The following is a 22771-nucleotide window of genomic DNA, read 5'->3' as shown; positions in this document are numbered from 1 at the left end:
AGCAAACCCCCGCGCATGACACTGTGACGCAGATCACTCCCGACGCAGAACCTGCGCGCCGGATCCGTCGTCTGGCTGGTGTGAGATCACGCAGGAGAGCACTGGACGAGCTGGACGAGGAACGCCTCCTCCGGCTGGTGGCCAGGGGCGACCGCAGGGCGTTCGACGAGCTGTACCGGCGCACGTCGCCGTGGCTGGCGGTGCGGTTGCGCCGCCGCTGCGCGGACGAGCAGATCGTCGCCGAGGTCATGCAGGAGACCTATCTGGCGGTGTGGCGCGCGGCCGGCGCGTTCGCCGGGAGCGCGGTCGGCGGGTCGGCCGTCGGGTGGCTGTGGACGATCGCGGCGCGCCGCCTCGTCGACGCCTTCCGGCGCCGTGCCCATCACGCCGAACCACCGGTCGCCGCCGCCGGGTCGGCGATGGCGCCCGCGGCGGAGGAGGAGGTGCTGGCCAGGACCGTCGGCGGCGACGTCGGCGACGCTCTCCGGCAACTGGCGCCGGAACTCCGGCAGGTGCTGCAGGCCATGGTGCTCGACGGGCTCTCCGTCCGGGAGACCGCCGTCCTGCTCAGACTGCCCGAGGGCACGGTCAAGACACGTGCCCGACGGGCCCGGATCGCGATGCGGGAGGCGATGGCATGAGCGCGGAGCATGCGTCGACGCGGTTGATCGACGAGTACGCACGCGGTGACACGGCGATGGCCGCGGACACGGTGTGGGCCCTGGAGGCCCATCTGGAGACCTGCGCCCCGTGCCGCGGCCGCCTGTCGGCTGCCGTGGCGACCGGGGCACCCGGCATCGCCGCGCTCGTCGACACCGTCCGGGCCGGTCTGGAGCCGCAGCTGGACGCGGCCGTCAGGGCGCCCTCGCGGCGGCACCGCCCGAGGTGGGCGCCGGCCTGGATGCCGCCGGCGATGACGCCGTGGCTGGCCATGGCCGTCCTGGTGAGCCTGGTGGCGCTGGTGCTGGACGTGGCCGGGCCGCCGTCGCTCTTCGGTGAGGCCTCACCCGTGCTGCTGGTCGCGCCCGTGCTGCCGCTGTGCGGTGTCGCGGCCTCGTGGTCGCGCGGCCTGGACCCGGCGTACGAACTGACGGCCTCCACCGCCCGGGCCGGGCTGCCCCTGCTCCTCAGGCGCACCACGGCGGTACTCCTCGTGGTGCTGCCCGCTCTCCTGGCGGTGGGGTGGCTGACCGGCGCCACGACGGCCGCGCAGTGGCTGCTGCCCTCGCTGGCGTTCACCTCCACCGCCCTGGCGCTGGGCAGCGTGATCGGCGTGACCCGCGCCGCCGGCGCGCTGGTGGCCGGGTGGGGCGCCGTCGTCGCGGCACCCGCATGGGTCGCCGGCGACGTCCCGCTCGCCCTGCGGCCGGACGGGCTGCCCGTGTGGGGACTGCTCCTCGCCCTCGGCACCGGCGCCGTGATCGCCCGCAGAAACGCCTACTCGACGCTGTGAAAGCCTTGTTGACCCTCGGAGGGACCCACCGCATGACACCCACCACGAGCGCGGTCGACACCGCGCCGAAGACCTACGCCTGGGAGGTCCGGGCCACCGGCCTGAGCGTCCGGGCCGGGCGGAGGAAGCTGGCCGTCGACGGGCTCGACCTCTCCCTGGGCACCGGCACCCACGGCCTGCTGGGCCCCAACGGAGCGGGCAAGACCACCCTGATCCGGGCCCTGGCCACCGTGTTGCGCCCCGCCGGCGGTGAACTGGAGCTGCTCGGCGACTCCGTGGGCAGGATCGGCGACCACCGCGCGCTGCGCCGCCGGATCGGCTACCTGCCGCAGGAGTTCGGCTACTACAAGCGCTTCACGGTACGCGAGTTCGTCGAGTACATGGCCTGGTTGAAGGAGGTCCCGAAGGCCGACATCCCCGGCGCCGTCCAGCGGGCCGTGGAGCGGGTGGGCCTGGCGGACCGCGCCGACCAGCGGATGAGGACGCTGTCCGGCGGCATGCTGCGCCGGGCCGGCATCGCCCAGGCCATCGTCAACGACCCGATGCTGCTGCTGTTGGACGAGCCGACGGTCGGCCTGGACCCGGCGCAGCGGCTGCGGTTCCGCGAGCTGCTGCAGGAACTGGGCCGCGACGCCTGCGTGGTCGTCTCCACCCACCTGGTCGAGGACGTCGCGGCGGCCTGCACCGACGTGGTGCTCTTCGCCGACGGCCGGCTCGTCTTCCAGGGCACCCCGGAGGTCCTCGCCGCGGCGGGCAGCTCCGAGTACCCGGGCGACAGCCCCCTGGAGCGCGGCTACTCGGCGCTGCTCAGCAACTCCGAGCAGCGCGGGGGCACCTGGTGAACGGACGTGTGCTGCGGACCGAGCTGAGGCGCTCGGCCGCCCCGTGGGGCGGCATCCTCATCCTGGGGGGCAGCCTGGCGGTGCTCTGCCTGATCAACGGGATCTGGTGGCAGGGCACCGCGGGGTGGACGGCCCAGTGGACCTCGATGGCCATGTGGACCCGGTACCTGCTGGGCTTCTGGTGGCCGCTCGTGGTGGGCCTCGGGGCGCTGTACGGGCTGCGCGACTCCCGTTCGCGGATGACCGAACTGCTGACGACCACACCGCGGCCGGCCTGGCGCCGTGCGGTGCTGCCGGCCGGTGCGACGGCGCTCGCGCTGGTGGCGGGTTTCGGCCTCCTCGTCCTCGTGGGCGGAGTCCAGGTGGTCCTCGGTGGCACCACCTACCTGCCCCTCGGGTGGTTGCCGATCTCGCTGGTGGCGGTGCTGGCCCTGGTCGCCGGCGCCGTGTTCGGGATGGGCGTCGCGCGGGCCCTGCCCTTCGCGCTCACCCCGCCGGCCCTGGTGATGGTCGTGCTCCTGATGGTGGACGCCCTGCTGCGGCCGGTCGTCGAGGGGGAGCGGCCGACGAGCCACGCGCCGAACGTGCTCGCCCAGTTGTCCCCGGTGACCCCGGACCCGCGGGAGATGCTGCTGACCCTGTCCGGCTCCGTGCACCTCGGCCAGACGCTCTGGCTGCTCGGTCTGCTCGCCACCGGCTTCGCGCTGCTGGTCGCCGCGACCCGCCGGGCCCGGCTGCTCGCGGTGGTGCCCGTCCTGGTCGGCGCGGCCCTGGCGCTGCTGGTCCTGCCGGCCCATCCGCGCGACACCTACGTCGTCGACCGGGCCGCCGCGACCCTGGTCTGCGACGGTCCGGTGTGCGTGACGCAGGCGAACCGGTACCGGCTGCCCGAGCTCGCGCCGCACGGCAAGGAGGCGTTGCGCCTGCTGCGCGACGCCCTGGGCGACCGGGCGCCGGGCTCGGTGCGGGAGGACACCGCACTGCGCGCGCTCGGCGCGAACCGTGCGCTCTCCGCCGACGTGGTGCTGGTCGACTTCGACGAGACGCTGATGACCCGTGCGACGGGCAAGGAGCTCACCCGCGTCCTGGTCGCCCAGGGCCTGGCGCCGAACTGCCGCGGGCACAACGCCCGGGAGGGCGGGGGGCTGGCGGACGTCGCCGCCCAGAGCCTCGCCGCGAGCTGGGCCCTCGGTGATCCCCGCCTCGAACCGCTGGAGGCGAAGGACGCGGACCCGTACGCGCGCACGGCATGGACGAGGGCCGACGCGGCCTGGGAGAAGCTGGCGGCGCTGCCGCCGGCCGAGCAGCGCGCGCGGATGGCCGAGGTGCGCGCCGCCTCGCTCTCCTGCGCGCCGGGCGATCCCCTGGCGGCCCTGGTGGGAGAGGCGTCCTGATGAGGTGGCTGACGCTGTACGCACGTTCACGGCAGGTGCCCGTCTCGGCCGCCGCGGTCACGCTCACCGCAGTGGCCCTCTGGTCCCTCGCCCCGGGCAGCGGCGAGGGACCGGTGGACCTGCCGACCGTGGTCCTGGTGCTCACGGCGAACGTGGCGGCCGCCGCGCTGGGGCTCGGCGGGCAGGACGTCATGCTGGACCGGACGGCCGCGATCCGGTGGGTGCTCCGCCGGGCGGTGCACGTGCTGCTGATCGGCACGGTCGCCGGTGCGGCGCTGCTGGCGGTCCAGGCGGCCGGCCCGGAGCTCGCCGCCACCGCGGTCCTCGTCCGGGACGCCGCCGGGCTGGTCGGCCTGGCCGCGCTCGGGGCGGCGGTGTTCGGGGCGCAGTTCGCGTGGACCCTGCCGACCGGCTGGCTCGGGATCCTCCTCTTCGGCACGGTGCCGGCCGGCCGGGTGGGCGAGGTGGTCGGCTGGATGTTCATGCCGGCCGGCACGACGGCGGCCACCTGGACGGCGCTGATCCTGCTGGTGACCGGCACCGTGTCGTACGCCGTGGCCGGACCGCGACGGTAACCGGCACCCGCGTCCAACCAGGCCCGGCCGCCCCCGGCCCGCCCCGATCGAGGGGGCGGGCCGGGGGCGCTCCGGCCGTTGCCGGCCCTGGCCGATTCGTGCGGCCGGTCGCCGTAATCCGCTTGGGCGGCGTCCGGGTCGCTGGTTAGCGTGGCTCGTATGACGCAGAATCCGGTACCCGCAGACTGGCGCGCGGTCAACCGCGCCAATTGGGACGAGCGCGTCCCGATCCACACCTCCGGCGCGTTCTACGACGTCCCCGGCTTCGTCGCCGGGAGGGAGGCGCTCCGGGACTTCGAGCTCGCCGAGGTCGGCGACGTCAGCGGGAAGACCCTGGTCCACCTGCAGTGCCACATCGGCCTGGACACGCTCGCGTGGGCCCGGCACGGAGCCACCGTCACCGGCCTCGACTTCTCCGAGCCGGCGATCGCCGTGGCCGACGGCCTGGCCGAGGAGATCGGCGCGGGCACGGCCCGCTTCGTCGCCGCCGACGTGTACGACGCCGTCGACGTGCTCGACGCGCAGACCTTCGACATCGTCTACACCGGCCTGGGCGCGCTGTGCTGGCTCCCCGACCTCGACCGCTGGGCCCGGACGGCGGCCGCGCTGGTCGCCCCCGGCGGCTTCCTCTACCTGGCCGAGTTCCACCCGTTCGCCGACATCCTGGCCGAGGACGGCCGGACGGTGGAGACCGACTACTTCCGGCGCGACCCGATGGTCTGGGACGAGTCCGGCACCTACGCCGACCTGGGCGCCGAGACCACCGCGAACGTGACGGTCGAGTGGCAGCACGGCATCGGCGAGGTCGTCAGCGCCCTGGTGGCGGTCGGCCTGCGCGTGGAGTTCCTGCACGAGCACGACTTCACCCTGTTCCCCCGCTTCCCCGTCCTGGAGTCGGAGGAGGGGGCCTACCGCTTCCCCGAGGGGCACCCGCGCACCCCGCTGATCTACTCGATCCGGGCGACCAGGGCGGTGTAGGCGGGCGGACCCCCGGCGCCGGTCGGAGCGGGGACGCCCCCGGAAACGGCGCTGCCGCGCCGCCCGGTGGTCCGGGCGGCGCGGCAGGCTCTCCGTCTCCGCGGAGCGGGCCGGGGCCGAGGGCTCAGGCCGAGAAGTAGCCGATCAGGTCGGCGACGACGTCGGTGGCGCCCCACTGGTTGGTGAACGACACCCGCCCGTCCACCACGGGCACCATCACCAGCGCGGACACGACCTCGCCCGGCCGGTAGTTGATGTTCGAGGCGTCCGGACGCTCCGTCCCGTGCGGGTAGACCGTCAGGAAGCTGGTGTCGGTCGGCCACACCACGGTGACGTTCATCAGCACCTCGGTGACGCCGGTCGAGGGCACACCCTCGACCCCGGCCACCTTCAGGCTGACCACGTCGCCCGCCCCGCCCAGCGCGCCGATCCGGGCGCCCTCGCCGGTGCGGGTGTCCAGCAGCCGCACCAGGTCGGACGCCGAGTAGGTGGCGCCCTTGGCGGAGTAGTACCCGACGACGTCGACCCCGAGGTCGATCTCGCCCCAGGCGTTGTACAGGTCCACCTTGCCGTCCGTGCCCACCGGGACGGTCACCAGGTTGGAGACGTTCTGCCCGGTGGTGAAGTTGACGTTCGACGCGTCGGGCACCGCCTGGCCGTGCGGGTACGCCGTGACGAAACCGGTCTGGGTGGGGTTGACGGCGGTCACGCTCATGACGACCGCCGTCACGCCGGTGGCCGGGACGCCGGCGACCCCGGTCACCTTGAGCGGCACCACGCCGCCCCAGCCGACCCGGCCGGCGGGCGCGCCGACGCCCGAGACGGTGTTGAGGATGCGCGTCGGGTTGACCGGGCTCAGCAGGGAGCCGGCGCCGCCGTCCGTGTAGTACCCGGCGACGTCGACGCCGAGGTCGACCTCGCCCCAGGCGTTGCGCAGGTCCACCTTGCCGTTGGACAGCGGCACGGTCACCAGGTTGGGCACGTTCTGCCCGGCCGCGAAGCTGACGGTCGGCAGGTCGGGCACCGGCCGGCCGCTCGGGTACACCGAGATGGCGCTGTTCCGGGTGGGGTTGACGGCCGTCACGTTCAGCACGACCGCGGTGACGCCGCTGGCCGGGATCCCGCCGACGCCGGCGACCTGCAGCGTCACCACACCGCCCTGACGGACCCGGCCGGCGGGGGCGCCGACGCCCGAGACGGTGTTGAGGATGCGGGACGGCGGGACGGGGACGAACCGGCCCTTGGCCGGGGTCTGGGCGGCCTTGACGGTGAACGCGTTGGCGAGGACCGTGCGGTAGCCGTCGGCCTGGATGTCGTAGCCGCCCGGCGCGAGGCCGTTGGTGTCCACCAGGACGTGCAGCGAGGTGCCGTCGGCGTTGACCGAGAGCGGGGTCACGGACGGCTGGGTCGGGACGCCGTCGCGGCGCAGACCCAGCTTGCTGCCCAGGGTGAGGCCGCTGCCGCGGATCTCCACCTGGACCCGCGTCCCGGCGGCGCCGGTGGCGGGGCTCACCGCGCCCACCGTCAGGGGGTTCGCCGGACCGGTGCAGTTGGGGTACTCGCAGGTGCCCTGGAAGCTGTACTCGATCGGCGTCGCGGCCCGGCCCGGACCGATCACCAGGACGGCCCGGCCGCCCTCGGCGGAGCTGGTGCTCTGGCACCGGGCCCCGAACACGCCGGAGCTGTTGCCGCACTGGTAGCTGAGGTCGCCGGTGGTCCACCTGCCGGGGCTCAGCAGCCAGACGAAGGGCTGGACGCCCGCGGTCGCGCTGGTGACGCCGGACACCGTGAACGACTGCGAGGGCTGCATGTCGATCACCGCGCAGTACGCGGTGGCGGACTCGGTGAACACCCCGCTCCGGGTCGGGAACCCGGCGATCGACGCCTGGTGCGCGGTGCACTCCGGTGCCCAGCCGCTCGACGTGCCGACCGTCCACGTGTCCACGTTGGCGTGGATCGTGGTGCCGCTGTACCCGGCCGCGACCACGACCACGGTGTACGAGGTCGAGCCGGTGAGCTGGCAGGGGTTCACGGCGCCGGCCCACTGGGTGCAGACGTACGTGCCGTCGGCGTCGACGACCTGCGACTCGACCGTGCCGTCCGCGGTGCGCGCCGCCAGCCACAGCTTGTCCGTGGCGGCGGCGGTGACCCGCACGCACCGGGCGTCCAGCGCCGAGGTGAGCTCGATCGGGAGGGACGGTCCGCCGAAGGCGGTGGACGCCGGCGTGAGGCAGTTCGCGGTGGGCGAGATGTCCCGCCGCACCACCTTGTAGGTGTCGCCCCAGGTGCTGTTGGTCAGCAGCGCCGTGTACGCCACGCCGGGGCTGAACCGGCAGTTGAAGGCCGAGCTGCTGCCGGTGGAGCAGACCACGGTGCCCTGCGGGTCCACCACCTGCACCGAGGCGTTGACCCGGTTGGCGGTGTTGGTGTAGTCGAACTGCTCGGCGGTGGAGTGCCGGTCGGCCGGCAGGCCCAGGCAGGCCTGCTTCACGGTCGCGGTGAGCGTGAACTCCGCGCCCCAGCTGCCATCGTAGGGGCTCTGCGGCCAGGCCAGGCAGCCGGCCGTGTCGCCGGTCCGGTGAACCACCAACTGGTAGGCCTGGCCCGGCACGCCGGTCAGCACCACGCGGAACGGCGCGGTACCGGTCAGCCGGCAGATCGCCGACGGGTAGCCCTCGTTGCCGCACTGCTTGGCGCCGGCCGCGTCGAAGACGGTGGCGGTGGCGTTCCCGTCCGTCGTCGGCGGCCGGTTGAGCAGGTAGACGCCGGTCCCGGTGGCCGTCGGCAGGATCAGGCAGTCCGCCCGGCCGCGCGCGCCGAAGGTGCCCGCGGCCGCGCCGGAGACCAGTCCGTCGTCCTTGCCGGCGGTGCAGCCCCGGGTCTCGCCGTCCGAGCGGAACACCATGCCGAACGCCGGGTTCTCGAACGTCCGGGCCTCAAGTGCCCAGGTGTAGGTTCCGGGTGTCAGGTCGCAGCCGACGCCCTGGTAGCAGTCGCCGGTGAGCCGGACGCCGTCGGCCGTGTACAGCTCGCCGGACAGGGTGGTGCCGTCGGCCGTGACGGGTGCGAAGGAGTACGTGCCGGCCGCGGTGACGTGGAGGAGCCGGCAGCGCACCGTCGAGCTGAGGTCCGGGGCGGACCCGAACGCCTGCGGTTCGACCGTCAGGCAGCCCTCGGCCGGGGCGAGTCGCTCCACGGCGAGGTTGTAGGCCACCGAATCGCCCCACGTGCGCTGCACCAGGACCCGGAACGGTGCCGGGCCGGCGAGCTTGCAGACGACCGGGTCGCCGAAGCTGTGCGCGCACAGCTCGGTGCCGGTGGCGTCGAAGACCTGCTCGTTGGGCAGACCGGAGACGTACGTCCGCAGCGTGTCGCCGGCGGCGAGGTCCAGCGTGTAGCAGTCGCCCGCGGAGCCCTGGGACAGCGTCCGGGAGAAGGCGTTCCGCGTGCCGAGCCTGCGGTCGGCGGCGGTCACCGCGGTGCAGCCGGTGCCGGAGAGCAGCGGGAGGTAGGACAGCGAGACGCCGTTGGACCGGAAGTCGCCGTTGCGGACCGCCAGCGTGTACGTGCCCGCCTGGCCGGTGGCGCAGCGCAGCACGGTGGAGAGGTTGGCGCAGCTGACGGCGGTGCCGTCCGGCGCGGTCAGTTGCGGGTAGACCGCCGAGTAGACCGCGACGGCCTGGACGAAGACCACGTCCTTGGGCTGCGCCAGCGTGAAGGTGACGGTGGCCGTCCTGTCCGGGTCGATCACGCAGGTGGCGACCGTGCCGGGAGTCAGCGACGCCGGACAGGGACCGGTCGGGTCGGCCGCCTTGAGTGCTTGGACGGCGGCGTCGCGCGCGGCCTTCGGGTCCACCGCGGGCGGTGCCGGGGCCGTCGGGCCGGCGGTGGGCACCGGCTCCGCGGTGGTGCTCGGGCTCTGCCCGGCGGGCTCGCCCGGTGCGGCGGTCGGCGTGGTCGTCGGCGTGGTCGTCGGCGCGGCCGCCGGCTCGCTCGCGGACGAGGTGGCCGCGGGCGGATTCACCGCGGCGGCGGCCGGGTTGATCTGGCCCATCAGCGTGGCCAGCACGGCGAACAGCAGGACGGCGGGCGTGGTGGTGACCGCTCGTATCCGTCGGTGTCGCACACGTCTGCCTGACGGCAGCATGCTCATCTCTTCCCCCATCTCAGGACGTACCTGACTGACTTTCATCGACCGCTGCGGGAGCTCGGCGCAGCCGGGATTCTAGCGAGCCGGAACGACATTGTGATCATGTGCTCCGGCAGGGACGAGGGTGCCACGGGAACCCCGCGTGCGCGACGGGGATAATTCGGGCCGGCCCGGCGCGCCGTGCTCTCGCTGTCGTCGGCGGACCCTTGGGGCGGGAGTGTGCCGACGGTCCGGTGCCCCGTCCGGCGGCCGTTCACCGGGCTCTACGGGCTTGGACCGGGCCGGGGCGGATTCCCGGGGAACGACGCCGGGGCGGCGCTCGGTCGAGCGCCGCCCCGGTTCCGTCGGTGGGGTGTCAGTAGTAGATGGTGTAGGCGACGTCGGTGCGGCCCGCGTAGGCGTAGCTCAGTGCGAAGACGTGGGTGCTGGGGCGGAAGATGCCGAAGGTGGTGCGGCCGGTGCCGAGCCAGTCGCCGACGACCGGGAGGTCGCCCTTCTCGCCGTAGACGGCGGTGGAGACGCTGCCGTCGTCGTGGCGCAGGATGAAGAGGTTGGGGTCGCCGGCGTTGCGGCCGGGCCGGAACAGGCCGAACTGGGCGTGGTGGACGCCGTCCCAGTCGCCGACGACGGGGAGGTCGCCGGGGTCGCCGAAGCGCATGGTGGAAACGCTGCCGTCGTCGTGGCGCACGGCGAGGAGGCCGGCGCTGGGCCGGTAGACGGCCAGCTGGTCGTTCCGGCCGCGGTCCCAGGCACCGACCACCGGGATGTCCCCCGGGTCGCCGAACTGGACCGTCGAGACGGAGCCGTCGCCGTGCCTCAGGGCGAAGGTGGAGGTGCTGGGACGGTAGATGCCCGACTGGCACTGGCAGGTGTTGTCCCAGTTGCCGACGACGGGGAGGTCGCCCGGGTCGCCGAAGCTCCAGTTGCTGGACGGCGTCGAGTCGGACTTGTTGTACGAGAGCGCCCAACGGCCCTTGTCGAACAGGCCGTTGTGGCTGGTCGGGCCGCCGAAGTAGCCGGTGAACGGCACGCCCGCCTGCGGGCCCGCGACCCGTGCGGCCTGCGAGCTGCTCGCGGAGCGGCCGTGGTCGTCGGTCACCGTCTCGGTGATCGTGTAGGTGCCGCCGACGCCGTACTCGTGGGTGAGCGGCGCGGGCGTGTTCGGGCCGTCGACGACGGCGGGGGCGCTGCCGTCACCGAAGTCGAAGACGTGCCGGACGACCGGCCAGGGGCTGGTGGTCTGGGCCTGCACCGTGACCTGGGCGCGGGACCGGTCGCCGTTGCCCCAGCTGAACTGCGGCCTGAGGTCCGGGACCGGAGCGATGGTCACCTTGCTGGTGGCCGTGCGGACCACGCCGGACTGGCTGGTGCCGGTCAGCGTCGCCGTGTAGGTGCCGGCGGCCGGGTAGTCGTGGTCGGGGAAGCTGATCCCGGACTGGACGACGAGGGGCGCGCTGCCGTCCCCGAAGTCCAGCGTTCCGGTGCCCGACCAGCCGGCCGAGAAGTCGCCCCAGAAGGACGCGTTGAGCGGGTGGTCCCGTACGGGCGCCGGGCGGCCGCTCAGCTGGACGTGCAGCGGGTCCTGGAGTTCGATGGCTCCCCGGTCCCGGAAGCCCGAAGGGGCGGTGTTGGGGAGGGGGTGGTCGGCCGGCGCCCGGTCGTAGAGGTCGGTGGCCAGCATGCCGGGGGCGGTCGGGTCGGCCGCGTCCGTCAGGCCGACCGTGCCGGCCGGCTCGTACTCCATCGCCTGGTTGAACTGCGGGTTCGCGTCGTTGTCGTGCGCGCCCTGCCCGGTGGCCCGGAAGTCCGCGGGGGTGGCGTAGGACGTGCCGCCCCAGGAGTAGGAGACCGGGCTCGACCGCACGACCGAGTTGTAGTCGACCTTGGTGCCCTGGGTGGAGCCGGCCGACACCACCAGCGGGGTCGCCGTGGGATAGGTCCCCGTGCACTGGGCGGCGGGCCACTTGTAGAGGATGTTGTTCTCGACCACGGCCCCGGTGGAGGTCCCGGCGAGCTCCAGGTCGGTCTGGCAGTTGCGGGCGAAGGTGTTGCCCACCACGATCGTGCCGGGCGCGTCGGTGGCGATCACGCCCCGGCCGGTGGCCTCCACGATCTGGTTGGTGGTGACGACGGTGCCGCTCACCCCGGCCTCGACGGCGACGCCGGCGACGGGCGCGCCGTAGGAGCGGGTGCGGCTGACCGTGACGTCCGCGCTGGTCCCGGTGACCCGGATGGTCGGGGTCGCCTCGGGGTAGGCCCGGACGCCGTTGAAGACCGGGTCGCCGCCGGACACGTCGTTCCGGTCCAGGACGATCCGCGCGGAGTCCTTGACGAGCACGGCCTCCTGCGGGGCGGCGAGGCTGAGACCGGTCAGGGTGACGTCGTGCACGCCGTCGAACACGAAGGCGTGCGGCGCGGGGGTCTCACCCTGGCCCCACGAGTCGGTCCCCGCGAACGAGGACGGCGAGTCGTAGGGGATGTCGCCCTTGAAGACGATCGGCTTGCCCGGCAGGCCGGAGCGCTTGATCGTGACCTGGCCGATGAGCCGGAGGTTGGGCGCGATCTGGACGGTCTGCCCCGGTTCGGCCGCGTTCGCGGCGGCCTGGACGGTGCAGAACGGCTGGGCCTGGGTGCCGGTGCCGCCGTCGGAGCAGTTCGCGTCGTGGGCGTTGTTCACGTGGAGCACGGAGGCGCTCGCGGCGTGGGCGGTGAACGGCAGCACGGTCCCGGCGACCGCGGAGCCGGCGATCGCGACGGCCAGGCCGACGCGACGGGATATTGCCATGGGCGGTTTTCCCCCTGATATGACACAGCATGAAGTACGGCGCGATCCAGACAGGCGCGCCGACAGAAGCCCTTCGCAGGAACACTGCGGAACAGGGCGGCACAAGTATCCACGAGCCCTTCGCGCCGTCTCAACGGGGTATCCCGTCGGCGCGGACGACGCGGGCGGGCGGACGCGGGCGCACGGACGTGGTGGAAACACGCCAAGATCGGTTTGTGATCGTTGTCCCCGGACGCGGCTCCCACCTGCGCGATCGCTGTCGCAGACTGGCGGGACGCGGTGGCCGGTCGGCCGCCGCGTCCTTGTCCCGGCCGACCGTAGGACTGCCACTGTGACCGAGCGCGTTCTCACTCCCCGCAACCGGGGCTTCCTCTTCCTCGACTCCCACCCGGCGGGCTGCCGGCAGCTGGTGGCCGACATGTGGCAGAGCTGCCCCGCGCCCGCGGACGCGCCGGAGAGCGCCGGACCGGTCGCGCTGATCATCGGCTCCTCCGCCGGGTACGGCCTCGCGGCCACGCTCGCCGGGCTCAAGCGCGCCGGCATTCGCGGGATCGCGGTGTCCTTCGAGAAGGCGCCCACCGAACGGCGCACCGCCACGGCCGGCTGGTACCGCACCGCCGCCACCGCGGACATCGCCCGCACCGCCGGGCGGGACATGGTCTTCCTCAACGGCGACGCGTTCTCCGACACGATGAAGGAGCAGGTCGCCGACCTCGTCGAGCAGCGCTTCGGCGGCAGGCTGGACTACCTGGTCCACTCGGTGGCCGCGCCCCGCCGCACCGACCCCGACACCGGCACCACCTACTCCTCCGTCCTCAAGCCGATCGGCCGGGCGAACCGCACCAGGACCCTCGTCTTCGACGGCGAGGGCGTTCCCGAGGTCCGCGAGGTCGAGACCGGACCGGCCGAGGGCGACGACGTCGAGCAGACCGTGGCCGTGATGGGCGGCGCGGACTGGGAACGCTGGATCGACCACCTCGCCGGCCGGGGCCTGCTCGCCGAGGGCTTCGCCACCGCCGCGCTGTCGTACATCGGCTCGCCGCTGACGGCGGCGATCTACCGGCAGGGCACCATCGGTGTGGCCAAGGCCCATCTGGAGTCCACCGCGCGCACGCTGAACGAGCGGCTCGACAGGACGGTGGGCGGGCGGGCCGTGACCTCGGTCAACGGTGCCGCCGTCACCCAGTCCTCCACCGCCATCCCGGGCATCGCCCTGTACACCGGGCTGCTGCGCGGTGTCCTGGGCGAGGGCGTGGTCCCGCCGATCCGTCAGCTCGCGGCCCTGTGGGACCAGCTCACCGGCGCGGCCCCGCTCGCCACGGACGACGAGGGCCGGATCCGCCTGGACACCTGGGAGCTCACCGACGACGTCCAGGCGGCCGTCGCCGAACGCTGGGAGGCGGCGACCACCGCCACCATCGCCGACCTCGCCGACCTCGACTGGTTCCGCGCCGAGGTCCACCGCCTGTACGGGTTCTCCGTCCCGGGCGTCGACTACTCCGCCGCCGTGGCCACCGACACCCCCTGGCCCGACCACACCGCCTGACCAGGTCCGGAGGAACACCGGGGACCGGCTCCAGGATCTCGCGCGCCGGTCCGCGGACGACGACGGCGCTCGGCGCAGCACGACCCGCCCGGATGTCGCGGGCTCAGCCCCATTCGATCCGCCGGCCCTCGGCGCTGACGACCATCCGCAGCCGCTCGCCCGTGGGCTCACCCGCGACGCGCCATCGGGTGATCAGCTCGGCCACGGAGTCCCAGAGCCGGACCGGCCCGCCCTGCCGGACCAGCCACCGGCCCCCGTCCTCGAACAGCACCGCCCATGACCCGCCGTCCACGTCCACCAACACGTGTTCGGTGCGTTCGTTCCTGGAGATGGCGAAGTACTGGGCGGTGGGCGCCGCGAACTGGGCCACGAACCGGGCCTCCCACTGGTCCAGCACGTCAGCGCCGATGCCCGTCGGACGGGCCTCGCCCTGGTCGAGCGCGGGCAGCATGCCGAGTGGCGGGGGCATGTGCGGGCGGGCGAGCATGAACGACACACCGCCGCCGAGCACCGGACCGGCTGCCGTGCCGTCCTCGGCCACCGTGAGCCGCACCAGCTCGGAAGCGTTCATCCAACCGCCCACGGTCACCAGGATCTCGCCGCCCGGCCGGGTCTGCGCGATCCACTCGGCCGGAACGGTCCGGACCCCGCACGTGGCGATGATCCGGTCGTACGGCGCCCCCTCGGCGTGACCGGCGAGCCCGTCACCGGTCACCAGCCCGGGCCAGTGGCCGAGCCCTCCCAGCGCCACGGACGCCCGAGCCGACACGTCCGCGTCCACCTCGATCGATGTCACCCGGTCATCACCGAGGACGTGCGTCAGCAACGCAGTCGAGTAGCCGGTGCCGGTGCCGATCTCCAACACGGACATGCCGGGCTGCACCCGCAGGTCTTCGAGCATCCGGACCACCAGACCGGGCAGCGTCGAAGACGAGGTGGGCACCTGCGCCAACCGGCCCTCGACCTGTCGGGGCACCACACAGCCCGCGAGTTGCGTCACCAACGTGTCGTCCTCGTACACGCGGTCGATCAGCTCGGGTGACTTCTCGAGCGACACGGGCCGGTACCACCCGTCGCCGTCGTACTCGAACCAGCCGTTCCGCAGGAACGCCTCACGCGGGACAGCCAGAACCGCCGCTTCCCACTCGGCGGTTCGGATCACCCCCGCTTCCTTGAGCCGTGCGGCCAATACCGCCCGCAGTCCCTCGGAGTCGTTCACCCGGTTACTCCGTTCTCCAGAAGACCGGCGATGGCGGACGTGATCGGAAGGCCCGCCGCGTGCTCCAGCCACGCCCATTGACCGTTCGGGTTGCACTCCAGGAACCACCAGTCACCCTCGGGGGTCACGGCGAAGTCGAACGCCCCGAAGCGCAGCCCGAACTCACCGAGGAACCGCAGCAGCGCGACCCGGACCGGCTCGGGGCAGTCCACGGGTTCGTACGTCAGGTCCCGGTACTCGCTGCGCCAGTCGAGCACCCCGGGAGGGGCAGTGATCAGCGCACAGAGCACCCGCTCCCCGACCACCACGGCGCGCACGTCGCCGGACTTCGGCACCTGCGCCTGGAAGAGATGGGCGCAGGTCCTCACGCCGTCGGTGATCTCGCCAGGCTCGACCGGCGCCGCCCAGATGCCGGCGGGCGAGCCGTCCACGTGGTAGGAACCGGCGTGCAGGGGCTTGTAGATCGTGGGTTGCGCAGCGGCGAACAGCCGCGCCTCGGCCGGGTCGTTGGTGATCAGCGTTGCCGGGACGCGCAGGCCGAGCCGGGACGCCACGGCGAGTTGTGCGGGCTTGTACTCGGCACGGGCGACGGCCTGCGGGTGGCTGAGGTAGAGACAGCCCGGAAGCGCGCCGAGCACACCGTTGAGCCCCCGACGGTTCTCCTGCGCGGCGAACCGGTCGGCCTGGTGGTCGGTCTCCGGCGTGTACGGGTTCGGCCGGCGATGGTAGAACGCACGGACGCCGGAGAGATCGGCAGTCCGCCTGCCGATCGTGAGGCTCCCCGACCAGCTGCCGGCCGCGGTCGATGCGGCCAGCGTTGCGCGGCTCGGGAAGTCGCGTCCGGGGTCGAACCGGAGGACGGGTACCCCGCGCCGGTTCAACTCCGCTACGACCAGATCGGCGGTCGGGTCCTCGGCTTCGGTGGAGACCAGCACCGGGCGTCCGTCCACGGTGTTGCCCCTAGTCCTGCGTCGCGTCGTGGCCGGAGTCGCCGTCAACCTTGCCGTCCTTGCCCACCTGCGTGGGCGGGTAGGTGCCCACCGACGTGCCGTGCTTGCCCAGCTCGGCGGGGCTCGTGGCGCCGCCCTCGCCGAACCACAGACCGGTCTGCGTAGCGGGGTCCAGCCCCGCGTACTGCCACCGCGACGGCTCACCGTTGCGCAGCGGTGCCATGCGCCCCATGCCCCACGGGGCGACGGGGACGAGTTCGCCAGTAGTGCTCAACGTTTCTCCTACGTCCAGGTGTTGCGCGGATGATCCGCCCCAGCTTGGCAACGATCTTCTTGATGGATCAGCCCCGCCGTCGGTCGGGCCACCGCGCGCCGCCGCGCGGTGGCCCACGATCCCGGACCTCAGGTTTCCGACACCAGATCAATGATCATCGGATTGCTCAGGAAGGTGTCAGTGGTGGTGCAGTGCCGGTTTCTCGGGCGGAAGGCCAAGTTACGAGTCGACGGGCGATCGGGGCCAGCCGGTTTCCCGTTCCCGAAAGAATCCATCTCGGATGCTCTCCGCCAGGCGCCGCATCTCGTCACCATAAAGAGCCACCGAATCGAACGCAGCGAAAGTCGAGAGGTACAGCCTGACATCCCTCGGATCTCGGGTAGTCACCTCCGAGTGGAAGGTTTCCACGATCACCAGGCGGTCATCATGTGCGCTGAAACAGGTCATCGGGAAGTCGGGCATCTGCGGGCCGAGAGGAATTATCCCGATGGTCACGTTGGGCAGCCTGGAAAGAGAAACAAGACGATCAATCTGGGTGGCCATCAGTGCTGGTGGCCCGATGCGCCAGCGCAGCACGTGCTCGCAAATGATGAAGTGGAATGACCTGGTGGGATCGTAGAGTGCGACTTGTCGTTCAAGGCGGGCAGCAATAGTTCTCGCCTTCGATTCCTCCGACATCTCGGGATTCATCGCGAAGACGGCAGAGACGTACTCGGCGCTCTGGAGCAGTCCGGGGATCAACTGGCCCTGAAACAGCCTGAGCATGCCGGTCCGGGCTTCGATGGCCCTGATGGCCTGCTGGTGCTTCCAGTGGCCCATGCGACGCAGCTCGCGCCACGCCGTAGCCTCGGTGGCCGCCGCGCGTGCCTGCTCCAGGAACTCGGCCTTGGCGGCCTCGGACACACCGAGGGCCCCGAGGATCAGCTCCACGTCCTTGACGGTCGGCAGAACACGGCCGTTCTCGATCTTCGACAGCTTGCCGGCAGACATGGAAGCCCTGCGGGCGACGGTCTCGGCGGTTCTGTCCGAGGCAATCCGAAGCGCCCGCAGGGCTCTGCCCAAGTCGTTGTGCCGGTCCTTGCCCGAATCCTTGCTCAAACCGGCTGGTACTCCGAGAACGGTACGGCGTGCGTCAGGGCGATGTCCCGGTACCGGCGATACTCGTCGAGCCGGTCGTTCGGAAGTTGCTCGGCACCGACGAACTGTCCGGCCTCGGTGTAGTGCATCCGGTAGACCCTGGCGTCGTCGTACAGCCAGAAGTCGTGGTCGGGCAGCCCGCTCACGTGCTGCCGAGCCGTGTCGATGATCCCGATCGACTCTCCGGCGGCAACATTTCCGGGATACCAGGCCAGCTCGTAGCGGAGGTAGTCGGAGAGCGGAGAGCTGAGCACGTGTACGCGGCCAACCTGCTTGCCGAGATCCGTCATGGAACGGACCCACGGGTTGTCCGCGCTCTCCGGCGGCAGCGGTTTGCCGGCGAGGAAGTCGGCGAACTCTGCGCGCTCGTCCTCCACGTCGTACACCGCGAGCGTTTCAAGCCGGAATGCCGTCCGCTCGAAGGTCTCGAACAGTCGGCCGAAGTCGTCACCCGTGAGCACGGAAGTAGCCTTCCAGTACATCGGCGGGGACCATCACAGCCGTCTCATCGGCGGCCAGCGTCAGCTCTGCCAGCCGGTCGGGGTCAGTGATCACGTAGCCCTGAACCACGTAGCTCCCGTCCTCGGCGCCCCACAGTGTCGGGCACGTCCCGTTCTTGCAGGACCCGTCTCCGGACAGCCAGCGCAACATCGCGCCTCCCAGTCGCCAGTGGTGTTCCTGTCTCGTTCGATGCTCCCGGGGCCGCCGGCAGGCGGTCAAGAAGCAGATCTTTCCAGAACGGGAAAGCGACCGGTGGATCAACCAGGCGCCCCCGCTCGGCAATCCGAGCGGGGGCGCCGGATCCGGGCCGGGAAGGGTCGCCGGCTGAGCTCGAAGACGGAGCCTGCCGCTCAGGCGGTGACGTCGGGGAAGCGGGCGATGATCACACAGTTGCCGTCGGAGTCGCCCGAGCGACGAGGAGCACCACCCCCGCACCGTCGGCCTCCGGCTCTTCGTCACCCTCCGTCGCCCGCTGCGCGTCCTCCGGCTGCGGATCGACCCCGGCGAGGGCGGGTGCGCGCCGACCGCGGTGCTGCCGTGCGACGAGTCCGGGGAGGGCCGGGCGCAGCCCTCCGTCACCGCCTCCTGGCCGGGGCGCCGGGAGCGGGGAGTGTTCGGTCCGCTGATCCGACCGGGGGCCGATCGGGTGTGTCAGGCTGGTGGGGAGGGGCGGGAGCACGACCGAGGTCGGGAGTCTCGCGATGGCCGAGATACAGGTGAACGGGGTGTCGCTGTACTACGAGGCCCGGGGGTCCGGGCCGAGCGTGGTGCTGGTCCACGGGTCCTGGAGCGACGCCGACAGCTGGGCGCGGGTGGTGCCCGGACTGGCCGAGCAGGCCGCCGTGGTCACCTACGACCGGCGCGGGCACAGCCGCAGCGACGACCTGCTCACCCAGGGCTCGGTCTACGAGGACGCGGCCGACCTGGCCGGACTGATCCAGGGGCTCGCCCTCGGCCCCGCCTTCGTCTGCGGGGACTCCTACGGTTCGCTGGTCGCGCTGCGCCTCGCCGCCGCCCGCCCGGACCTGCTGCGCGGTCTCGCGGTGCACGAGCCGCCGGGGACGTCGATGCTGCTGGCCGACCCCGACCTGCGGCCCCTCGCCACGGCCTTCGCCGACCGGATCGCCGCCGTGCGGGAGCTGCTGGAACAGGCGGAGTCGGCGGCCGCGGCGGAGCTCTTCGTGGAGACGCTCGCCTTCGCCCCGGGGGCGTGGGCGCAGCTGCCCGCGCCGATCCGGCACACCTTCATCCGCAACGCGCCGACGTACCTGGACGAGCTGCGGGACCCGGACGCGCTGGACCTCGACCTGACGGCGCTCGCCCGCTATGCCGAGCCGGCGCTGCTCACGCAGAGCGACGACGGTGCGCCGATGTACGGCGAGGTGCTGGACATGATCGATCTCGCGCTGCCGAAGGCGGAACGGCACCTGTACGCGGGTGCCGGTCACGCTCCGCATCTGTCGCAGCCGGAGGAGTGGGTGCGGGTCACCCTGCCGCGCATCCTGGGGTGAGGCGCGCGACGGCGACCGCACGCCCTGCGGGGCACACGCGCACCGCGATGCGCGCCTACGCCGTGCCCGGGGTCTTGCGGGTGGCGACGTTCATCCGGTTCCACGCGTTGACGGTGAAGATCAGCGCGATCAGCTGGGCCAGCTCCTTCTCGCCGAAGTGCGCGGCCGCCTCGTCGTAGACCGCGTCGGAGACGCCCTGCGGCAGCAGGGTGACGGCCTCGGTGAGGGCGAGGGCCGCGCGCTCCTCGGCCGTGTAGAGGCTGGACTCCGTCCAGGCGCCCAGTTGGTGGATGCGCTCCTCGCTCTCGCCCGCCTTGCGGGCGTCCCCGATGTGGTAGTCGATGCAGTAGGCGCAGTGGTTGATCTGCGAGGCGCGGATCTGCACGAGCTCGACCAGGACGGGGTCGAGACCGGCCCGGGCGGCGGCGTCCAGGGCCAGGACGGCCTTGAACACCTTGGGGGCGGCGGCGGCCAGGTTCATGCGCTGGGGGATCTGAACCGGTGTCATGCGAACGAGCCTAGGAGCGGATGCGGCCCGCCCGTTGGTGCATTCCGGGCCGGGTTCGGTGGGTCAATTCCGGGTGGGCGCCTCGGCGTCGGCCTCCCGGAGCCGGTCGCGCTGGACCTGGTGGGCGAGCGTGCGGCGGACCGGGGCCGAAGCGGTGGCCCCGGCGGGGGCGGCGGCCTTCGCCGGGACGTCGAGGGCCCGGCTGATCGCGTCGTAGGCCTCCCGGTGGCTGCCGGGCAGCCGCGCCCGGTGCACCCGCAGGTCCGCTTCGAGCAGGCGCCGCAGCTCGTCGACGCCCTGGGGGGTGAACCGCTTGCGCCCCCGGGCGAGGGCGGCGACGTGCCGGGTGCAGTGGGCGGCGCCGTCCAGGGCCTCGGAGACCTCCTCGGCCAGGCCCCACAGGCGGCCTTCGAGCCAGGCCGGATCGCGCTGGTCGAGCGAGACGTCCAGCGGGAGCTGCGGGTCGCCGCCCCCGTGCTTCGCCATCTGCTTGGAGACGGCGGGCTGGCTCAGTTCGGTGAGCCGGGCGATCCTGCTCTGGCTCCAGCCGAGGCCGGCGAGCACCTGGACCATCTCGGTGCGGAGCTGCCGCATCTCCTCGCCGGCGCGGATGACCTCGTTCATGCCGGCGATGATCCGCTCGGCCTGCTCCTCGGTCAGCGTCTCGTAGGTCGGGTGGGTGCTCTCGTCGCCTGCCATGACTCGGTTATACACCCTGGGAGCCGCTGACTATAACCAGGTTGTATAACTCGGTTATGAGTGCCATCATCCTCGCCATGCCCACTTTCACCGCACCTGACGGCACCCTGCTCGCCTACCGCGTCCACGGGGACGGCGAGCCGCTCCTCTGCGTCCCCGGCGGCCCGGCGGACTCCCGCTACCTCGGCGACCTCGGCGGCCTGTCCGCCCACCGCCGGCTGATCGTCCTGGACCTGCGCGGCACCGGCCGGTCCGCCCTCCCGGAGGACCGGGCCTCCTACCGCTGCGACCGCCTGGTCGAGGACGTCGAGGCCCTGCGCCGCCACCTCGGGCTCGACCGCACGGACCTGCTCGGCCACTCCGCCGGCGCGAACATCGCGACGCAGTACGCCGCCCGCCACCCGGAGCGCGTCGGCAGGCTGCTCCTGGTCGGCCCCGGCACCCGCGCCGTCGGTATCGAGACCAGTGCGCGGACGCGGCGCGAACTCGCCCGACTGCGCAGTGGCGAGCCGTGGTTCCCGGCCGCGTTCGCCGCGCTGGAGGCGATCACCGCGGGCACCGGCACCGACTGGGAGGCCGTCGACCCGTTCTTCCACGGCCGGTGGGACGCGGCGGCGCAGGAGCACCAGGCGGCGAGCCGGCCGGACAACCGGGAGGCCGTCGCGCTGTTCGGCGCCGAGGGCGCCTTCGAGCCGGCCGTGACCCGGGCGGCGCTCGCCGCCCTCGCGTCGCCCGTCCTGCTGCTCACCGGGGAGTTCGACCTGAACAGCCCGCCGAGCTCGGTGGCCGAGTTCGCCGGGCTGTTCCCCGGTGCCGAGCTCGTCGTGCAGCCGGGGGCGGGCCACTACCCCTGGCTCGACGACGCCGACCGGTTCGTCGCCGCCGCGGCCGGGTTCCTGGGGTGACCGACGGCGGCGCCGGGCCGCGCCGGGGCCCGGCTCAGCGGCACAGGGCCGTGCGCACGACGTCGTCGACGCGCGCCCGCGACGCCTCGTCGGACAGCTGGACGGTCACCGCGACATTGGCGGCGCGCCCGTCGTCGGTGGCGCCGCCCCGGGTCTCGAACCCGGGGAAGCTGCCGCCGTGGCCCCAGTAGACGCCGGGACCGCACGGCAGCGGCATGCTCACCAGTCCCAGCCCGTAACCGGCGCCGGGGCCGAAGGTCTTCTCGGCGGGGACGGTGGTGCGCATCTGGGCGAGCTGGGCCGCCGGGAGGAGGCGGCCGGGCGTGAGGAGCGCGCTGTAGAACCGGTTGAGGTCGGAGCCGGTGGAGATCAGCTGACCCGCCGCCCAGCCCCAGGACGGGTCCAGTTCCGTGATGTCGACCAGCGAGCCGGCCGCGTCGCGGTAGTAGCCGTGGGGGTGGGGCTCCCGGACGGTCGCGTCGCGGGGAGCGGGGAAGTAGGTGTGCCGCAGCCCGAGCGGCTTGATGATGCGCCGGTCGATCTCGGTGGCGAGCGGCCGGCTCGTGACCTTCTGGACGATCAGGCCGGCCAGCACGTAGTTCGTGTTGCTGTACGCCCAGCCCTTCCCCGGCTCGAACTCGGCCCGGTGCCGGAGGGCGATGCCGACCAGCTCCTGCGGGTCGTAGTACCGGACGTCGTCGTCGAGGTAGTTGCTGTAGTTGGGCAGCCCGCTGGTGTGCTGGAGGAGCTGGCGGACGAAGATGCGGCGCCCGTCGATCCCCTCGCCCCGGACGAGGCCCGGCAGGTAGTCGTCGACCGTGGCGTCGAGGTCGATCCTCCGCTCGGCGACCAGCTGCAGCACGACCGTGGCCGTGAACGCCTTGGTGTTGCTGCCGATCCGGACCTGCCCGTCGTCGGGCACCCGGGAGCCGGTGGCCAGGTCGCCGACCCCCGCGGTGTAGGTGCGGGAGCGGCCGTGCCGGTCCTTGACGCTCGCCAGGGCGCCGGGTGCGCCGTCCGACTGCAGCAGTGCGGTCAGGCCCCGCTGGACGCTGTCCGGCCCGGGGGCGGCGGACGCCGCGGGCGTCGCCAGGAGGCCCGCCGTCAGGACGCCCACGGCCACCGCGGCCGCGGCCTGCGCGACCCTGCGCCGACCGCCGCCCTGCCGCCGGTCGGAAGAACGGAACTTCTGCGCTGCCTGCTCACGCACGGGCCAACTCCTGGGGATCGTCGGGAAACCAGCGGTGTGTGCCGGTCCCAGCATGTCCGGGAGTGATCATGCGGGACGATCCTGCTACCCGCCCGGGAGCGGGTGGGGCTAACCCCCCGGTGGGCCCGCCCGAT

Annotated in this window: 20 protein-coding genes; 9 read left to right on the top strand and 11 right to left on the bottom strand. The window is 72.9% G+C overall.

All coding sequences use genetic code 11. The features are described 5' to 3' along the window. Positions 1-80 precede the first annotated feature (80 nt). From ACWDRR_RS04265 to ACWDRR_RS04240, 6 genes are all read left to right on the top strand, one after another. On the top strand, positions 81-641 hold the full coding sequence (locus ACWDRR_RS04265; RefSeq protein WP_449770652.1) for an RNA polymerase sigma factor: 561 nt from the start codon (positions 81-83) through the stop codon (positions 639-641). Next, a complete protein-coding gene (locus tag ACWDRR_RS04260) occupies positions 638-1453 on the top strand; it encodes a zf-HC2 domain-containing protein (protein ID WP_449770651.1) in 816 nt (271 codons plus the stop codon). Before ACWDRR_RS04265 ends, ACWDRR_RS04260 begins: the two co-directional genes overlap by 4 nt. Positions 1454-1485: 32 nt before the next feature. Then, positions 1486-2295 carry an ABC transporter ATP-binding protein gene (locus ACWDRR_RS04255; RefSeq protein WP_449770650.1) on the top strand — a complete coding sequence of 270 codons (810 nt, stop codon included), beginning with the start codon at positions 1486-1488 and terminating at the stop codon, positions 2293-2295. Continuing rightward, complete coding sequence (locus ACWDRR_RS04250) at positions 2292-3689, top strand: hypothetical protein (protein ID WP_449770649.1); 1398 nt, start codon at positions 2292-2294, stop codon at positions 3687-3689. The genes ACWDRR_RS04255 and ACWDRR_RS04250 overlap by 4 nt, the downstream gene beginning before the upstream one ends. Beyond that, positions 3689-4264, top strand: coding sequence for a hypothetical protein (locus ACWDRR_RS04245; protein WP_449770648.1), 576 nt, complete (start codon positions 3689-3691; stop codon positions 4262-4264). The genes ACWDRR_RS04250 and ACWDRR_RS04245 overlap by 1 nt, the downstream gene beginning before the upstream one ends. Before the next feature lie 159 nt (positions 4265-4423). Then, positions 4424-5242, top strand: a complete 819-nt coding sequence (locus ACWDRR_RS04240) for a class I SAM-dependent methyltransferase (protein WP_449770647.1) — start codon at positions 4424-4426, stop codon at positions 5240-5242. A gap of 124 nt (positions 5243-5366) precedes the next feature. Here ACWDRR_RS04240 and ACWDRR_RS04235 read toward each other — a convergent pair whose 3' ends face one another. Together ACWDRR_RS04235 and ACWDRR_RS04230 are read right to left on the bottom strand one after the other, a co-directional pair. Continuing rightward, entirely contained in the window at positions 5367-9368 is a 4002-nt protein-coding gene (locus tag ACWDRR_RS04235; RefSeq protein WP_449770646.1) for a hypothetical protein, read from the bottom strand. 379 nt (positions 9369-9747) lie between these two features. Next, positions 9748-12177: a PKD domain-containing protein gene (locus ACWDRR_RS04230; protein ID WP_449770645.1), complete on the bottom strand. Its 2430-nt coding sequence runs from the start codon at positions 12175-12177 to the stop codon at positions 9748-9750. A gap of 331 nt (positions 12178-12508) precedes the next feature. On the opposite strand from ACWDRR_RS04230, the gene fabV reads away from it, so the two are divergent. Continuing rightward, the gene (gene fabV, locus ACWDRR_RS04225) at positions 12509-13723 is read left to right on the top strand and encodes an enoyl-[acyl-carrier-protein] reductase FabV (protein WP_449770644.1); all 1215 of its coding nucleotides are present in this window, start codon (positions 12509-12511) and stop codon (positions 13721-13723) included. Positions 13724-13826: 103 nt separating this feature from the next. Here fabV and tgmC read toward each other — a convergent pair whose 3' ends face one another. The 6 genes from tgmC to ACWDRR_RS04195 all read right to left on the bottom strand — a co-directional run bounded on the left by tgmC (position 13827) and on the right by ACWDRR_RS04195 (position 17954). Beyond that, positions 13827-14942, bottom strand: a complete 1116-nt coding sequence (gene tgmC / locus ACWDRR_RS04220; protein WP_449770643.1) for an ATP-grasp peptide maturase system methyltransferase — start codon at positions 14940-14942, stop codon at positions 13827-13829. After that, positions 14939-15892: an ATP-grasp ribosomal peptide maturase gene (gene tgmB / locus ACWDRR_RS04215; protein WP_449770642.1), complete on the bottom strand. Its 954-nt coding sequence runs from the start codon at positions 15890-15892 to the stop codon at positions 14939-14941. Before tgmB ends, tgmC begins: the two co-directional genes overlap by 4 nt. Before the next feature lie 10 nt (positions 15893-15902). Beyond that, positions 15903-16166, bottom strand: a complete 264-nt coding sequence (tgmA, locus tag ACWDRR_RS04210; protein ID WP_449770641.1) for a putative ATP-grasp-modified RiPP — start codon at positions 16164-16166, stop codon at positions 15903-15905. Between the two features lie 219 nt (positions 16167-16385). After that, on the bottom strand, positions 16386-17264 hold the full coding sequence (locus tag ACWDRR_RS04205; RefSeq protein ID WP_449770640.1) for a helix-turn-helix domain-containing protein: 879 nt from the start codon (positions 17262-17264) through the stop codon (positions 16386-16388). Then, positions 17261-17764, bottom strand: a complete 504-nt coding sequence (locus tag ACWDRR_RS04200) for a DUF6879 family protein (protein WP_449770639.1) — start codon at positions 17762-17764, stop codon at positions 17261-17263. The genes ACWDRR_RS04205 and ACWDRR_RS04200 overlap by 4 nt, the downstream gene beginning before the upstream one ends. Beyond that, on the bottom strand, positions 17751-17954 hold the full coding sequence (locus tag ACWDRR_RS04195; RefSeq protein WP_449770638.1) for a hypothetical protein: 204 nt from the start codon (positions 17952-17954) through the stop codon (positions 17751-17753). The genes ACWDRR_RS04200 and ACWDRR_RS04195 overlap by 14 nt, the downstream gene beginning before the upstream one ends. 551 nt (positions 17955-18505) lie before the next feature. On the opposite strand from ACWDRR_RS04195, the gene ACWDRR_RS04190 reads away from it, so the two are divergent. Continuing rightward, positions 18506-19315, top strand: coding sequence for an alpha/beta fold hydrolase (locus ACWDRR_RS04190; RefSeq protein WP_449770637.1), 810 nt, complete (start codon positions 18506-18508; stop codon positions 19313-19315). A 55-nt stretch (positions 19316-19370) separates the two neighbouring features. Here the strand turns inward: ACWDRR_RS04190 and ACWDRR_RS04185 are convergent, their stop codons facing one another. Further along, a complete protein-coding gene (locus ACWDRR_RS04185) occupies positions 19371-19823 on the bottom strand; it encodes a carboxymuconolactone decarboxylase family protein (RefSeq protein WP_449770636.1) in 453 nt (150 codons plus the stop codon). Between the two features lie 63 nt (positions 19824-19886). Further along, the gene (locus ACWDRR_RS04180; RefSeq protein WP_449770635.1) at positions 19887-20522 is read right to left on the bottom strand and encodes a sigma-70 family RNA polymerase sigma factor; all 636 of its coding nucleotides are present in this window, start codon (positions 20520-20522) and stop codon (positions 19887-19889) included. Between the two features lie 77 nt (positions 20523-20599). Here ACWDRR_RS04180 and ACWDRR_RS04175 point away from each other — a divergent pair, with 77 nt between their 5' ends. After that, on the top strand, positions 20600-21427 hold the full coding sequence (locus ACWDRR_RS04175; RefSeq protein ID WP_449770800.1) for an alpha/beta fold hydrolase: 828 nt from the start codon (positions 20600-20602) through the stop codon (positions 21425-21427). A gap of 34 nt (positions 21428-21461) precedes the next feature. On the opposite strand, the gene ACWDRR_RS04170 is transcribed toward ACWDRR_RS04175, so the two are convergent. Then, a complete protein-coding gene (locus ACWDRR_RS04170; protein WP_449770634.1) occupies positions 21462-22637 on the bottom strand; it encodes a serine hydrolase domain-containing protein in 1176 nt (391 codons plus the stop codon). Between the last annotated feature and the right edge of the window lie 134 nt (positions 22638-22771).

The sequence above is a fragment of the Kitasatospora sp. NPDC003701 genome, assembly GCF_053587085.1.
The sequence above is the reverse complement of the archived record's forward strand: the minus strand, read 5'-3'. Positions and strand labels throughout refer to the sequence as shown.

What these genes read in the sequence shown, in the direction of transcription:
- ACWDRR_RS04255 (WP_449770650.1), top strand. Translation starts at nt 1,486, where the DNA reads ATGACACCCACCACGAGCGCGGTCGACACCGCGCCGAAGACCTACGCC.
- ACWDRR_RS04190 (WP_449770637.1), top strand. Translation starts at nt 18,506, where the DNA reads ATGGCCGAGATACAGGTGAACGGGGTGTCGCTGTACTACGAGGCCCGG.
- ACWDRR_RS04240 (WP_449770647.1), top strand. Translation starts at nt 4,424, where the DNA reads ATGACGCAGAATCCGGTACCCGCAGACTGGCGCGCGGTCAACCGCGCC.
- ACWDRR_RS04175 (WP_449770800.1), top strand. Translation starts at nt 20,600, where the DNA reads ATGCCCACTTTCACCGCACCTGACGGCACCCTGCTCGCCTACCGCGTC.
- ACWDRR_RS04185 (WP_449770636.1), bottom strand. Translation starts at nt 19,823, where the DNA reads ATGACACCGGTTCAGATCCCCCAGCGCATGAACCTGGCCGCCGCCGCC.
- ACWDRR_RS04195 (WP_449770638.1), bottom strand. Translation starts at nt 17,954, where the DNA reads ATGTTGCGCTGGCTGTCCGGAGACGGGTCCTGCAAGAACGGGACGTGC.
- ACWDRR_RS04245 (WP_449770648.1), top strand. Translation starts at nt 3,689, where the DNA reads ATGAGGTGGCTGACGCTGTACGCACGTTCACGGCAGGTGCCCGTCTCG.
- ACWDRR_RS04260 (WP_449770651.1), top strand. Translation starts at nt 638, where the DNA reads ATGAGCGCGGAGCATGCGTCGACGCGGTTGATCGACGAGTACGCACGC.
- ACWDRR_RS04230 (WP_449770645.1), bottom strand. Translation starts at nt 12,177, where the DNA reads ATGGCAATATCCCGTCGCGTCGGCCTGGCCGTCGCGATCGCCGGCTCC.
- ACWDRR_RS04180 (WP_449770635.1), bottom strand. Translation starts at nt 20,522, where the DNA reads ATGGCAGGCGACGAGAGCACCCACCCGACCTACGAGACGCTGACCGAG.